Source organism: Amycolatopsis heterodermiae, from assembly GCF_034929455.1.
Taxonomy (GTDB): domain Bacteria; phylum Actinomycetota; class Actinomycetes; order Mycobacteriales; family Pseudonocardiaceae; genus Amycolatopsis; species Amycolatopsis heterodermiae.
Genome location: NZ_JAYFSI010000015.1, coordinates 147,019 through 159,218, shown reverse-complemented (window position 1 = coordinate 159,218; position 12,200 = coordinate 147,019). Strand labels below are relative to the sequence as shown.

General features: G+C 73.0%; 11 protein-coding genes. 6 read left to right on the top strand and 5 right to left on the bottom strand.

Annotated elements, in window-relative coordinates:
- Positions 1–8: 8 nt before the first annotated feature.
- Positions 9–419 carry a secondary thiamine-phosphate synthase enzyme YjbQ gene (locus VA596_RS43245; protein WP_323335616.1) on the top strand — a complete coding sequence of 137 codons (411 nt, stop codon included), beginning with the start codon at positions 9–11 and terminating at the stop codon, positions 417–419.
- On the opposite strand, the gene VA596_RS43240 is transcribed toward VA596_RS43245, so the two are convergent.
- Positions 357–1,361: a YhgE/Pip domain-containing protein gene (locus tag VA596_RS43240; RefSeq protein WP_323335615.1), complete on the bottom strand. Its 1,005-nt coding sequence runs from the start codon at positions 1,359–1,361 to the stop codon at positions 357–359. The two genes, VA596_RS43245 and VA596_RS43240, sit on opposite strands and share 63 nt — an antisense overlap.
- A 104-nt stretch (positions 1,362–1,465) precedes the next feature.
- Between VA596_RS43240 and VA596_RS43235 the strand changes: the two genes are divergently transcribed.
- Positions 1,466–2,161 (top strand): HAD family hydrolase, encoded by a 696-nt coding sequence (locus VA596_RS43235; RefSeq protein ID WP_323335613.1) that lies wholly within the window; start codon positions 1,466–1,468, stop codon positions 2,159–2,161.
- 123 nt (positions 2,162–2,284) lie between these two features.
- Positions 2,285–4,411: a bifunctional lysylphosphatidylglycerol flippase/synthetase MprF gene (locus VA596_RS43230; protein WP_323335612.1), complete on the top strand. Its 2,127-nt coding sequence runs from the start codon at positions 2,285–2,287 to the stop codon at positions 4,409–4,411.
- Here VA596_RS43230 and VA596_RS43225 read toward each other — a convergent pair.
- Genes VA596_RS43225 through VA596_RS43215 form a run of 3 tightly spaced genes read right to left on the bottom strand, consistent with a single transcriptional unit; the run spans position 4,389 to position 7,761 of the window.
- Positions 4,389–5,051, bottom strand: coding sequence for a hypothetical protein (locus VA596_RS43225; RefSeq protein ID WP_323335611.1), 663 nt, complete (start codon positions 5,049–5,051; stop codon positions 4,389–4,391). The two genes, VA596_RS43230 and VA596_RS43225, sit on opposite strands and share 23 nt — an antisense overlap.
- 26 nt (positions 5,052–5,077) lie before the next feature.
- Positions 5,078–6,013 carry a hypothetical protein gene (locus VA596_RS43220; RefSeq protein ID WP_323335610.1) on the bottom strand — a complete coding sequence of 312 codons (936 nt, stop codon included), beginning with the start codon at positions 6,011–6,013 and terminating at the stop codon, positions 5,078–5,080.
- Positions 6,013–7,761, bottom strand: a complete 1,749-nt coding sequence (locus VA596_RS43215; protein WP_323335609.1) for a proline--tRNA ligase — start codon at positions 7,759–7,761, stop codon at positions 6,013–6,015. The genes VA596_RS43220 and VA596_RS43215 overlap by 1 nt, the downstream gene beginning before the upstream one ends.
- Before the next feature lie 123 nt (positions 7,762–7,884).
- Here VA596_RS43215 and VA596_RS43210 point away from each other — a divergent pair, with 123 nt between their 5' ends.
- From VA596_RS43210 to VA596_RS43200, 3 genes are all read left to right on the top strand, one after another.
- Positions 7,885–8,241 carry a VOC family protein gene (locus VA596_RS43210; protein ID WP_323335608.1) on the top strand — a complete coding sequence of 119 codons (357 nt, stop codon included), beginning with the start codon at positions 7,885–7,887 and terminating at the stop codon, positions 8,239–8,241.
- 269 nt (positions 8,242–8,510) lie between these two features.
- The gene (locus VA596_RS43205) at positions 8,511–10,319 is read left to right on the top strand and encodes a S1 family peptidase (protein WP_323335607.1); all 1,809 of its coding nucleotides are present in this window, start codon (positions 8,511–8,513) and stop codon (positions 10,317–10,319) included.
- Between the two features lie 16 nt (positions 10,320–10,335).
- Positions 10,336–11,241: a 2-hydroxyacid dehydrogenase gene (locus VA596_RS43200; RefSeq protein WP_323335606.1), complete on the top strand. Its 906-nt coding sequence runs from the start codon at positions 10,336–10,338 to the stop codon at positions 11,239–11,241.
- Here the strand turns inward: VA596_RS43200 and VA596_RS43195 are convergent.
- On the bottom strand, positions 11,219–12,184 hold the full coding sequence (locus VA596_RS43195; protein WP_323335605.1) for a GNAT family N-acetyltransferase: 966 nt from the start codon (positions 12,182–12,184) through the stop codon (positions 11,219–11,221). The genes VA596_RS43200 and VA596_RS43195 overlap by 23 nt on opposite strands.
- Positions 12,185–12,200 lie beyond the last annotated feature (16 nt).

Below are 12,200 nucleotides of genomic sequence, written 5' to 3'. Positions count from 1 at the left end.
TGGAGTCCATGTACTCCACCGAGATCGAGGTCCGCACCGGCTCGGACGCCGTCGTCCACGACCTCACGCACGAGGCCGAGGCGTTCCTGCGCGACGCGGACGCGCACGACGGGCTGCTGCACGTCTGGGTCCCGCACGCCACAGCGGGCCTGGCGATCCTCGAGACGGGCGCGGGCAGCGACGAAGACCTGCTGACCGCGCTCGACGAGATCCTCCCCCGTGACGGCCGGTGGCGGCACCGGCACGGGAGCCCGGGTCACGGCCGTGACCACGTGCTTCCCGCGCTGGTGCCGCCCTACGCGACGGTTCCGGTGCTCGGCGGGGTGCTCGCGCTGGGCACCTGGCAGTCGGTCTGCCTAGTGGACACCAACCTCGACAACCCGGTCCGGAAGGTGCGGTTCAGCTTCCTCGCGGGCTGACCGGCCGGGCCACAGCGTGACCAGGAGCCCGGCGGCCAGCAGGGCGCCGAGCACCCAGACGCCGGTCGTGACGTCGGGCGCGCCCGGCACGCCCTGCAGCAGGCTGCGCAGGCCTTCGGCCGAGAAGCGGAACGGCGTCCACGACCACAGCAGCGTGCGATACGCCGGGTTCAGCAGCTCCGGCACCTGCCCGGCGACGGCGGGCGCGACCAGGTAGAGCGGGCCGAGCACGGCCATCGCGCGCAGCCCGAGCAGGCGCAGCAGGCCGGCCTGCACGGCCGCGAAGGCCGTCGCGGCGAGGAACACGAACCCGAGGACGTCCGCGGTCAGTGGCAGCGCGGCGTCCCACAGCGCGAAGAACCCGGCGACCACGGCCGTGACCAGCACGCCGACGCCGGCGACCTGCAGGAAGCGGGCGCCAGCGCCGAGGGTGCGTCCGGTGCGCTTCGCCAGCTGCGTCAGCGCGAGGCCGGCGACGAGCGCGCCGATCCAGGCCAGGGCGCTCGCGGCCAGCGGCGCGGTCCGCCCGGCGACGCTCACCGGGTGCAGCACCTCCTGCTTCGGCGCGCCCGCCAGCGCGCTCGCGGCGCCGGTCAGCGCCTGCTGCGCAACCTGGGTACCCGCCGGGTTGACCGCACCGGAGGTGACGACCGTCGCGGACGGGCCGGGCCCGAGTTCGAGCACGCCGTAGACCTTCTTGTCCTCCAGCAGGCTTCGCGCCTCGGAGGAGGTCGCGACGGTCCAGTCGAGCTGGCCGCCGCCGTGCGCGGAGAGCTGTTGCGCGATCCCCGGCGGCGCGACGACCGCCACGGGGACGTGGTCCGGCGCGACGGTGGCCTGCGCGCCGAAGGTGAGGAACCCGAGCACCACCGCCACCAGCGCGCCGGCCACGGCGGCGACCAGGGCGAGCGCCCCGGCGGGGCGCCGGACAGGACTGGTCATGACTGCCTCCAGTTATTCGTCATGCGTTGAATTGTCTTCAAGGTAGGAGGCGTCGCCGAAGAAGTCAACACGCGTTGAATAGTGACGCCGGTAACCTCGACCCCGTGACGAAGACGCGGCTGGTGCTCTGGGACATCGACCACACGCTGGTGGACTTCACCGGCCTCGGCGCCGCTTGGTACACCGCGGCCCTGGCCGCGGCGACCGGCACCGAACTGACCACCTACCCCGACTTCGGCGGCCGCACCGAGCGCGCGATCAGCAGCGACCTGCTCACCGCGCACGGCATCGAGCCGACCGAAGACCTGCTCCAGGCGCTCTGGAAGGCGCTGATCGCGGAGTCCGAGCGGGCCGTCGGGCACCTGCCCGCCGACGCCCGGGCGCTGCCGGGCGCCGCCGCGGCGCTGACCGCGTTCGCCGGGCACGACCACGTCGTCCAGTCGCTGGTCACCGGCAACCTGCCGGAGATCTCCCGGCACAAGCTCGCCGCGTTCGGCCTCGACGAGCACCTCGACCTGGCGATCGGCGGTTACGGCACGCTCTCGGCGCACCGGCCGGACCTGGTCCCGCACGCCGTCGCGCAGGCGGCGGCCAAGCACGGCGCGCCGTTCGCCGCCGACGCCGTGGTCGTCATCGGCGACACCCCGAGCGACGTCGAAGCCGCGCTGGCCCACGGCGCGGTCGCGGTCGCCGTCGCGACCGGGCACTACCCCGCGGCGGAGCTCCGGGCCGCGGGCGCGCACACCGTGCTGCCGGATCTGGCCGACACCGACGCCGTCCGGAGTGCCGTCCTGGGGTGACGACCCCGAAGGTCATCGTCCTTCTGACCGGGATGACCCTCATTCCGAAGGAGGACTCCCCTAAGGGAAATCTCGCTCTGCCGTCGGATGTCCGGAACGGCCGCGCTCGCAAGACTCCTAGGCATGACTGAAACAGCGTCGGCGGGCCTGCTCGCCGGAGGGGGACGCATCCGCGGCACGGTCGCGGTTCTGCGGCAGCGACTGCCGTTCACCAGCAGTGTCGTGCTCGCCATGCTCCTGCTGGCCGTCGCGACCGGGGCGCTCTGGAGCGCCGCCGAAGACCGCGCGGCCTACCCGTTCGTCGCCTACGGACTGCCGTCGCTGGAGGCGGGCCGGTGGTGGACGATGCTCACCGGGCCCTTCTTCGCCGTCATCCCCTGGTACTACCTCCCAATGGTCGGCAGCTTCGCGCTCTTCGCCGGCTTCGCCGAGTGGCAGCTGGGAACGCGGCGCGCGATGGCCGTGACGATCGGCGGCCAGTTCGTCTCGGTGCTCGTCGCGACCCAGTTCCTCGCGCTGAGCCGCAACTCCGGCTGGCTGTGGGCCGAGCGGATGGCGGGCAGCCTCGACGTCGGGTTCTCCGGCGGCGCGCTCGCCGCCGTCGCGGTCGCCAGCGCGACCCTGCGGCCGCCGTGGCGCCTGCGGCTGCGGGCCGGGCTCTGCGTGTACGCCGGCGTCGCGATCATCTACGTCGGCACGCTCGCCGACCTCGTGCACTTCTTCGCGCTGGCGCTGGCCATCCCGCTCGGGAAGCGGCTGGTCGGCCCGCGCGGCGAGACCGACACCGCGGGGCCGAACGTACGGGAATGGCGGCTGCTGATCGTCGCCGGCCTGCTGCTGCTCACCGTCGCCGAGGTCGTGATGTTCCTGGTGCCCGGCGACGGCCCGTTCGGGTCCGCGGACGGCGTTTCCCTGACGGCGCCGGAGCTGGCGATCCTCGTCCTGCTGGTGGTGCCGATGCTCAACGGGCTGCGCAAGGGCGGCCGCGTCGCGTGGCGCTGGGCCGTCGCGCTCTCGGTGTTCGTGACGCTGCAAGGGCTCGCGGCCGCCACCGTGATCGGGCTGGCCGACGTCTTCGGCGGCGACTACGACACCGCCGGCCTGCCGCTGTTTTTCGTGGACAATCTCTTGTGGACGGTCGAGCTGATCGTCCTGGTCGCCGGGCGCCACGCCTTCCGCGTGCCTTCGCGACGCCGGCTGCGGCGCCACGCGCAGGGCCCGGGGGTGGCGCTGGCCCGCACGCTGCTCGGGCGGCACGGCGGCAGCACGCTGTCGTGGATGACGACGTGGCCGCGCAACACGTACTTCGTCCGCGAAGACGGCCGGTCCTACCTCGCCTACCGCCGCCACGCGGGGGTCGCGGTCGCCCTCGGCGACCCGATCGCCCCGGACGGCACCGCGGCGGCGACGGTCACCGAGTTCGCCGCCATGTGCGAGAACTCCGGCCTGGTGCCGTGCGTCTTCTCGGTGACGGAGGCGACCGTCGCGGCGACGGCCGAGCTGGGCTGGCAGCACGTCCAGGTGGCCGAGGACAACGTGCTCGACCTCGCGGACCTCGAGTTCCGCGGCAAGGCGTGGCAGGACGTCCGGTCGGCGCTGAACAAGGCCGCCAAGCAGCACATCGACTTCCGGCTGGTCCGCTTGGCCGACCAGCCGGAACCCATCCTCGCCCAGGTCCGGGCGTTGTCGGAGGAGTGGATGTCGGGCAAGGGCATGCCGGAGATGGGCTTCACCCTCGGCGGTCTCGACGAGGCGATGGACCCGGCGACCCGCGTCGGCCTCGCGGTGGACACCGACGGCGTCGTCCACGGCGTCACGTCCTGGCTCCCGGTCTACACCGGCGCCGGCCAGGTCGGCGGCTGGACGCTGGACGTCATGCGCCGCAGCGCCCACGGCTTCCGCCCGGTGATGGAGTTCCTCATCGCGTCGGCCTGCCTGGCCTTCCGCGAAGAGGGCGCGCGGTTCGTGTCGCTCTCGGGCGCGCCATTGGCCCGCAGCGCGGCCGGGGCACCCACGCGCACGATCGACCGGACGCTGGAGTCCCTGGGCCGCGTGATGGAGCCGTACTACGGGTTCCGTTCGCTGCACGCGTTCAAGGCGAAGTTCCAGCCGCGGCACGTCCCGCTGTACCTGGCGTTCCGCGACGAAGCCGACCTGCCGCGGATCGGGCTGGCGCTGAGCCGCGCGTACCTCCCGGACGTCCGGCTGCGCGAACTGGCGAAGCTGGTCAGTAGCTCTCGGGGACGCTGATCCGCTGCGGGAACCGGATCTTGCGGCGGCCGACGACGTTCTGGTCCTTCTCGATCAGGGCGCCGTCGGTCAGCCGGAGCCAGTGCCCGTTGCGGGAGTCGCTGAACGCGATCATGACGCCCGGGGTCAGATCCGTGTCGAGGCGCGTTTCGGGCACCGCCATGCGCCACTTCCCCGGCGGAAGCACGGCGAAGAGGTACTCGTCGTCTTCGATCTCCGGCCCGCGGTGCAGGGTGGAGCCGGTCATCGGCAGGCTCCGCACGAGGTCGAACGAAACGACGACGTGGTTGACCGCCTCGGCATTGGCGTTGGACACGACCATGCAGGTGCGGCGCCCGTCCCGCTCGATCCACGCGGTGACCTTCGAGGCCTGCTCCTGCCGCTCGCGCCGATCCCGCTGCCGCCGGTCGGCCCGCGCCACCCGGCCGTCCCGGATGGCGATCCACAGCGCGACGGCCACGGCCAAGACGGTCCCGACGGCTCCCGCCCACTGCCCGGCCGCGCCCCACCACTCCGGGCTGCGCGCCCGCGTCGTCCAGCCCCAGGCCTTGGCCAGCAGCGGTCCGAACAGGAGCAGGAACCCGGCGGCGCCCAGGACGCCGAACGCACCGGCGCGGAGCCGGGCGAGCCGCTTGTCCATGGGCCCACCCTGCCGGACCCCGGCGCTCAGCGGTAGGTCGTCGGCGGCGGGGTCGTCGTACTGCGGCCCGTCTCCGGGACGAACCGGTAGCTCTTCAGGATCCCCAGCAGGTCGTCGCGGATCGTGGGCCCCGCGCGGTCGCTGTCGGCGTAGGCGACGACCACGCCCGACGCGCTGTCGTTGCCGAACGCCAGCGCGGCGACCAGGGCGTGCTTCGCCGTGCACGGCCCGGTTTCGGTCGGGATCACTTCGGCGACCACGATCTTCGCCGGGGCCTTCGTGCCGTCGGCCTTCGTGATCTGCGCGTCGGCACCGGCGTCCGGGGTCACCGCGGCCAGCGGCCCGTTGTCGGGGCTGAACGCGCTGACGCCCAGGTCGGTCACGGCCTTGCGCGCCGCTTCACCGTTGTCGGCCACCGGCTCGGTGGTGACCCCCGCGCCGCCGAGGTTGGCGTGCTCGCAGTAGTCCTCACCCAGGAACGCGCTCGTGATCAGCCTGATGCCGGGCACCGCGGCGGTCTTCTCCCAGCCGTGGAGCGTGCCCGGCTCGGGCTTCCAGGCCGGGGGGACGTCGTAGGCGTACGAGCCGTCCTTGGCCGCGACGGACTGCCAGCCGCTCACCGCGGCCGGGACGACCACCCGCGGCGCCGGCGTCTCGACCACCGGCGTCCGCGGCGCGGGTGTCGAGGCGGGGCGATGCGACTTGCCGACGCCGAGCGCGTTCAGCACGCCTGCGATCAGCGCGATGAGCACCAGCCCGACCCACGGCGCCCGCGAGGAGCGTCGCCACTTCGGCGGCTTCGGGGCGGGACGGATCCGCTTCGGCTCGGCCCGCGGCGCGTCGACACCTTCGCTGGACGGGAAGCGCGGCGCGTCCGCGGGCTCGTAACCACCGAACCCGCGAAGCGCCGCGTTGTCCTCGTACCCCGGCGTCGTGTCGTCACGACGGCGGAACCGGCTCATCAGGACCGGACGAGCTTGACCAGGTGCTCGACGACGGCGTCGACCGCGATCTCCTCGCGCTCGCCGGTGCGCCGGTCCTTGACCTCGACGACGCCGTTGGCCAGGCCGCGCCCGACCACCAGGATGGTCGGCACGCCGACCAGCTCGGCGTCGGCGAACTTGACGCCCGGCGTCGCCTTGCGGTCGTCGAGGATGATCTCGAGCCCGGCGGTGTCCAGCTCGGCGGCGATCTTCTCGGCGCCGGCGCGCACCGCGTCGTCCTTGCCCGCGATGACGACGTGCACGTCGAACGGTGAGACCTCGCGCGGCCAGATGATGCCGAGCTCGTCGTGGTTCTGCTCGGCGAGCACGCCGACCAGCCGCGAGACGCCCACGCCGTAGGAGCCCATCGTGATCCGGATCGGCTTGGAGTCGGGGCCGAGCGCGTCCAGCTCGAACGCGTCGGCGTACTTGCGGCCGAGCTGGAAGATGTGCCCGATCTCGATGCCGCGCGCGGCGACCAGGGTGCCGTGGCCGTCCGGCGACGCGTCACCCTCGCGGACCTCGGCGGCCTCGATGGTGCCGTCGGGGGTGAAGTCGCGGCCGGCGAGCAGGTCGACGACGTGGTGGTCGGGCTTGTCGGCCCCGGTGACCCAGGCGGTGCCGGGCGCGATCCGCGGGTCGGCTAGGTAGCGCACGCCGTTGTCCTGCAGGGCCTTCGGGCCGATGTAGCCCTTGACCAGGAACGGGTTCGCCTTGAAGTCGGTCTCGTCGAGCAGCTCGACCTCGGCCGGCTCGAGCGACGCTTCGAGGCGCTTCATGTCCACTTCGCGGTCACCGGGGAGCGCGACGCAGACCAGCTCCCACTCCTTCGCACCCGGCTGACGCGTCTTGAGCATGACGTTCTTCAGCGTGTCCGCGGCGGTGAACTCGCGGCCGAGCCCGGCCGCGTTGAGGAAGTTCACCAGCGTCTCGATGGTCGGCGTGTTCGGCGTGTGGTGCACCTGCGCCTCGGGACGGCCCTCGATCGGCTGCGCGGCCGGCGCGGGCGTCACGACCGCTTCGACGTTCGCCGCGTAGCCCGACTCGGTGCTGCGGACGTAGGTGTCCTCGCCGGTCTCGGCGACCGCGAGGAACTCCTCCGACGCCGAGCCGCCCATCGCCCCCGACGTCGCCTTCACCACGACGTACTCGAGGCCGAGGCGGTCGAACAACTTCGTGTAGGCGGCGCGGTGCGCCTGGTAGGAGCGCTCGAGGCCCTCGTCGTCGAGGTCGAAGGAGTACGAGTCCTTCATGACGAACTCGCGGCCGCGCAGGATGCCGGCGCGGGGCCGCGCTTCGTCGCGGTACTTGGTCTGGATCTGGTACAGCGTGACCGGGTAGTCGCGGTAGGAGCTGTACTCGCCCTTGACCGTCAGCGTGAACAGCTCTTCGTGCGTCGGGCCGAGCAGGTAGTCGGCGCCCTTGCGGTCCTTGAGGCGGAAGAGGCTGTCGCCGTACTCGGTCCAGCGGCCGGTCGCCTCGTAGGGCTCCTTCGGCAGCAGCGCGGGGAACTGGATCTCCTGCGCGCCGATGGCGTTCATCTCGTCGCGCACGACGGCCTCGACGCGGCGCAGCACGCGCAGGCCCAGCGGCAGCCACGAGTACCCGCCCGGGGCGACCCGGCGGACGTAGCCGGCACGTACCAGGAGCCGGTGGCTCGGTACCTCGGCGTCCGCCGGATCCTCGCGCAACGTGCGAAGGAACAACGACGAAGTCCTGGTGATCACTGGGTGGCTCCCTGCGCCGGGCGGGTGTGAAAGTCCCGCTCAGAGTAGTCAACCGCCCGGCAACAACTCCAACGGGTTACTCGGCGGCCGTTTTTGTCGGTGGTCGCCGCTAGCGTCCGGGCCATGACGGTTCGGATGGCCATGATCACGATCGACTGCGCGGATCCGCGCGGTCTGGCGGAGTTCTGGACGGCGGCGCTCGGCACGGTCGTCGCCCAGGACTACGGAGGCGAGTTCCTGTTCCTCGCCCCGCCGGAGGGCGGGCTGTCGCTGGGGCTCCAGCGGGTGCCCGAACCGCGGGCGGGCAAGAACCGGGTGCACGTCGACTTCGGTTCCGACGATCGGGAAAAGGAGGTGAAGAGGCTGGTCGGCCTGGGGGCGACCGAGCAGGGCGAGCACGAGGTGCCCGGCTTCGCCTGGACCGTGCTGGCCGATCCCGAAGGCAACGAGTTCTGCGTGTCCGGGCCGCGGCACGGGTGAGGTCCCGTAACGCCCGGCCGCGTCGCGCCGATGCTCGGTTCGGAGCAGTGAATTCGCTGCTCCGGGCCGATTTCCGGCACTGGTCACCGGCCGGTACCGAGCACTAGCATCGGCCCGGCGGGGGGCCGCGGGGGGGGGTCTTCGGCGCGTACGACCGCGACGGATCACGTTCGCGGACAGCCATTTCTCAGGGGGAGATTCCTGATGCCCTTCTTGGGTGTTGCAGCGGGTGTTGCAGTCGTCGGCGTCCGGCCGAAGGCGGCGCTCTGATGCGCCGGGCGAGAGCGGGTGCGCTGCTCGCCGTCACGGCGGCGCTGGGCGTGCTCACCGCCGTGCCCGGTGCCGCGGTCACCGGCGGTCCCGCCGCCGACGGCGCGTACGGGTTCACCACGAGGATCGAGGTCGGCACCGCACACGGGTGCAGCGGGGCGCTCGTGGCACCGCAGTGGGTGCTCACGGCCGCGAGCTGCTTCCCGGAGAACGCCGGGGTGGCGGGTTCGCCGAAGCTCGCTTCGAAGGCCATCGTGGGCAAGCGCGGCACCGCGGGCGCCGAACGGTCCATTGTGGACCTCCTGTTCCGCGCCGACCGGAACGCGGTGCTGGCCAAGCTGTCGGCCCCGGTGACCGACGTCGCCCCGGCCGTCGTCGGGACCACGGCACCGGCGGTGGACGAGCGGCTGCGCGTCGTCGGCTACGGCCGGACCGCGACCGAATGGGTGCCCGACGCCCCGCACACCGCCACCGTCGCGGTGCGGAGCACCACCGCGACCACACTGGCGATCGCCGGCGACCCGGACGCGGCCACGACCACCTGCCAGGGCGACGCCGGCGGCCCGCTGCTGCGCGAGCACGACGGCACGGCCGAGCTGATCGGGCTGCACGACGCCTCGTGGCAGGCCGGCTGCCTCGGCTCCGCCGAGACCCGCCAGGGCGCCGTCGAGACCCGCGTCGACGACCTCGCGAGCTGGATCGGCCCGCGCGTGCGCGGCGACGCCTACACGGCGCTGCCGGTCGCGCAGCGGGTTCTCGACACCCGCACCCCGCAGGGTGACCACCAGAAGCCGGTGACCTCAGGCGAGTCCGTGTCCGTCGCCATCCCGGGCCTGCCCGCGACCGCGAGTGCGGTCGCCGTCAGCCTCGTCGGGATCGAGGGCACCGCCGGCACGTTCCTGACCGCGTACGGCGACACCCTGCCGTCGACGTCGAACCTCAACCTCGGTGTTGGCGCCACCGCGGCGGTCATGGCCGTGGTCCCGGTCGGCGCGGACGGGCGGATCAAGGTCCGCAACAACGCCGGCTCGATCGACGTGATCGTCGACTACCTCGGCTACTACAGCGCGTCGGGCGAGTCGACCTACCAGCCGGCGGACAAGCCGGTCCAGGTGCTCGACACGCGGGGTTCGCTCGGCGGGCACCCGGGCAAGCTCACCGGCGGCGAGGTGGTGACCGTGCCGGTCCGCGGGAAGGCGGGCGTGCCGGCCGACGCCGTCGCCGTGGCGGTCAACCTGACCGGCACGGAGACCGACTCGAACACGTTCTTCAGCGTGTACGCCCAGGGCTCGCCCGGGCCGTCCACGCTGAACATCTCGGCGGGTGCGGACCGCGCGACCCAGTCGCTCGTGCGGATCGGCGACGACGGTGCCATCCGCCTGTTCCTCCACCACGGCCAGGGCCACGCGCTGCTGTCGGTGCTCGGCTCGTTCGTGCCGGGTGACGCGGGCAGCCGGTACGCGGCCCTGGGCACGCCGACGCGGCTGCTCGACACCCGCGCGCTCGTCCCGCCGGCCCCGCTGGGCCCGGGCGGCATCGTCACGGTCCAGGCCGCCGGCCTGCCCGCCGAGGCGACCGCCGCGGCGGTCAACCTCACCGACGTGCAGCCGAGCGTGCGGTCGTTCCTGTCGGCCTGGTCGCACGACCTGCCCTACAGCGACATCCCGTCGACGCTGAACGCCACCCCGGGCGACAACACGTCCAACGCGGCGACGGTCCGGCTCGGGTCCGGCGCGCGCCTGGACGTCCGCAACTCGGCCGGTTCGACGAACCTGGTGGTCGACCTGCAGGGGTACTACACGCGGTAACGGGTAGAAAGGCGGCATGAACGCTCGCGTACTGCTGCCGTGGACCGACATCGAGGTGCCGGAGGGGGTCGAGGCCGCGTACTACGACGGCCTCGGCTCGCCCCCTCCCGACCTTGAGGGTGTCGAGTTCTACGTCCTGCCGTACGACCGGGGCCCGGAGCCGCCGAAGCTGATCGGGCGGCTGCCCGCGCTGCGCGTGGTGCAGGCGCTCTCGGCCGGGGTGGAGAACCTGGTCCCGCTGCTGCCCGAAGGCGTGCGGCTGGCGAACGGGCGCGGGCTGCACGACCTGAGCGTGGCCGAGCACGCGCTGGCGCTGATCCACGCGGCCCAGCGGGACCTGCCGCGCTGGTTCGCCCAGCAGGCGCGGGGCGAGTGGGTGCGCGAACACACGCGGTCCCTCGCCGACAGCCGGGTGCTGCTGGTCGGGTACGGCTCGATCGGCCGGGCGATCGAGCGTCAGCTCGTCGCCGCCGAAGCGGTGGTGACGAGGGTGGCGAGCCACGCCCGGCCGGCCGAGGACGTCCACGGCGTCGACGAGCTGCCGGCGCTGCTGCCGGAAGCCGGCATCGTGGTCCTGGTGCTGCCGGACACCCCGGCGACCCGTGGCCTGCTGGGGGCCGCCGAGCTGGCGGCCCTGCCCGAGGACGCCCTGGTGGTCAACGTCGGCCGCGGCACGGCGATCGACACGGACGCCCTGCTGGCCGAGACGCGCACCGGGCGGCTGCGCGCCGCGCTGGACGTGGTGGACCCGGAGCCGCTGCCCGCCGGCCATCCACTGTGGACGGTGCCGGGCGTGGTCCTGACCCCCCACATCGCGGGCGGCTCGGCGTCGTTCTACCCGCGCGCCAAGAAACTGGCCGGGGAGCAGCTGCGCCGGTACGTGCAGGGAGAGGAGCTGCTCAACCTCGTGCCAGAGGCTTGACGTACACGTGCCATTCGTCGTCGACGCGGTAGCCGCACCGTTCGTAGACGCCCAGCGCGCGGTGCGCGTTGTCGACGTCGACGTTCAGCGCCGACCGGTCGAACCCGGCCGCCTTGGCCGCCAGCAGGGTGTGGCCGAGCAGGCCCGACGCGACACCGCGGCCGCGCAGCACCTCGCGCGTGCCCACCCAGGTGGCGTTGTGCTCGCGCACGCCGGTCGCCTCGGCTTCGGACGCGTAGAAGTGGCTCAGCACGAAGGCCAGGACCTTGTCGTCGTCGAGGACGAGGAACGACAGGTCCGGCCGGAAGTCCTTGGAGCCGGTGACGAGGTGGCGCCAGGCGCCGGGCTCGTAGGCGGTGCTGCCCCAGTGGTCGCCGAAGGTGTCGTTGCGGGCGTCGAGCGCGGCGAGGTCGTACGCGAAGTCGAACGGAACGGGCACGACGCCGTCCGGCAGCGACGGCTGCGGCGGCAGGTCGGCGAGGCCGACGCGCATGTCCACCATCGTCCGCTGGTGCTCGTAACCGGCCGCGGCGAGCACACCGGCGATCCAGCGTTCGTTCCGGTGGTGACCGTGGTGCAGTTCGAGCGGCGCGTCCGGGAAGGCGCGTGCGTGGACCTCGCGACTCGTCCGGGTGAACCAGTCGGCGAGGTGCGCACCGACGGCGTCGTCGCGGTGGTCCGGGTGCACGACCGACTGGAGCCGGATCATGTGCACCGGGTTCGCGGCGTCGCGGCGGCGGACGAGGCCGTAGCCGACGAGCCGGTCGCCGTCCCAGGCGCCGGTGGTGGCTCCGGCCAGGTCGATGTTGGGACCTTCGAGCTCCTCGCGCAGGTCCTCGGTGCTGAAGTGCTCACCCGTCCGGTCGACCTCCTCGGCGGCCGCGTAGAGCCGGGCGAGGGCCGCGTCGTCGTCGAGCGTGAGGGGACGCCAGGTCAGGTCCATGCGCCGAGGCTAGGCC

Coding starts and splice junctions, on each gene's coding strand:
- VA596_RS43245 (WP_323335616.1), top strand. CDS start 9: ATGTACTCCACCGAGATCGAGGTCCGCACCGGCTCGGACGCCGTCGTC.
- VA596_RS43240 (WP_323335615.1), bottom strand. CDS start 1,361: ATGACCAGTCCTGTCCGGCGCCCCGCCGGGGCGCTCGCCCTGGTCGCC.
- VA596_RS43230 (WP_323335612.1), top strand. CDS start 2,285: ATGACTGAAACAGCGTCGGCGGGCCTGCTCGCCGGAGGGGGACGCATC.
- VA596_RS43225 (WP_323335611.1), bottom strand. CDS start 5,051: ATGGACAAGCGGCTCGCCCGGCTCCGCGCCGGTGCGTTCGGCGTCCTG.
- VA596_RS43220 (WP_323335610.1), bottom strand. CDS start 6,013: ATGAGCCGGTTCCGCCGTCGTGACGACACGACGCCGGGGTACGAGGAC.
- VA596_RS43210 (WP_323335608.1), top strand. CDS start 7,885: ATGACGGTTCGGATGGCCATGATCACGATCGACTGCGCGGATCCGCGC.
- VA596_RS43205 (WP_323335607.1), top strand. CDS start 8,511: ATGCGCCGGGCGAGAGCGGGTGCGCTGCTCGCCGTCACGGCGGCGCTG.
- VA596_RS43200 (WP_323335606.1), top strand. CDS start 10,336: ATGAACGCTCGCGTACTGCTGCCGTGGACCGACATCGAGGTGCCGGAG.
- VA596_RS43195 (WP_323335605.1), bottom strand. CDS start 12,184: ATGGACCTGACCTGGCGTCCCCTCACGCTCGACGACGACGCGGCCCTC.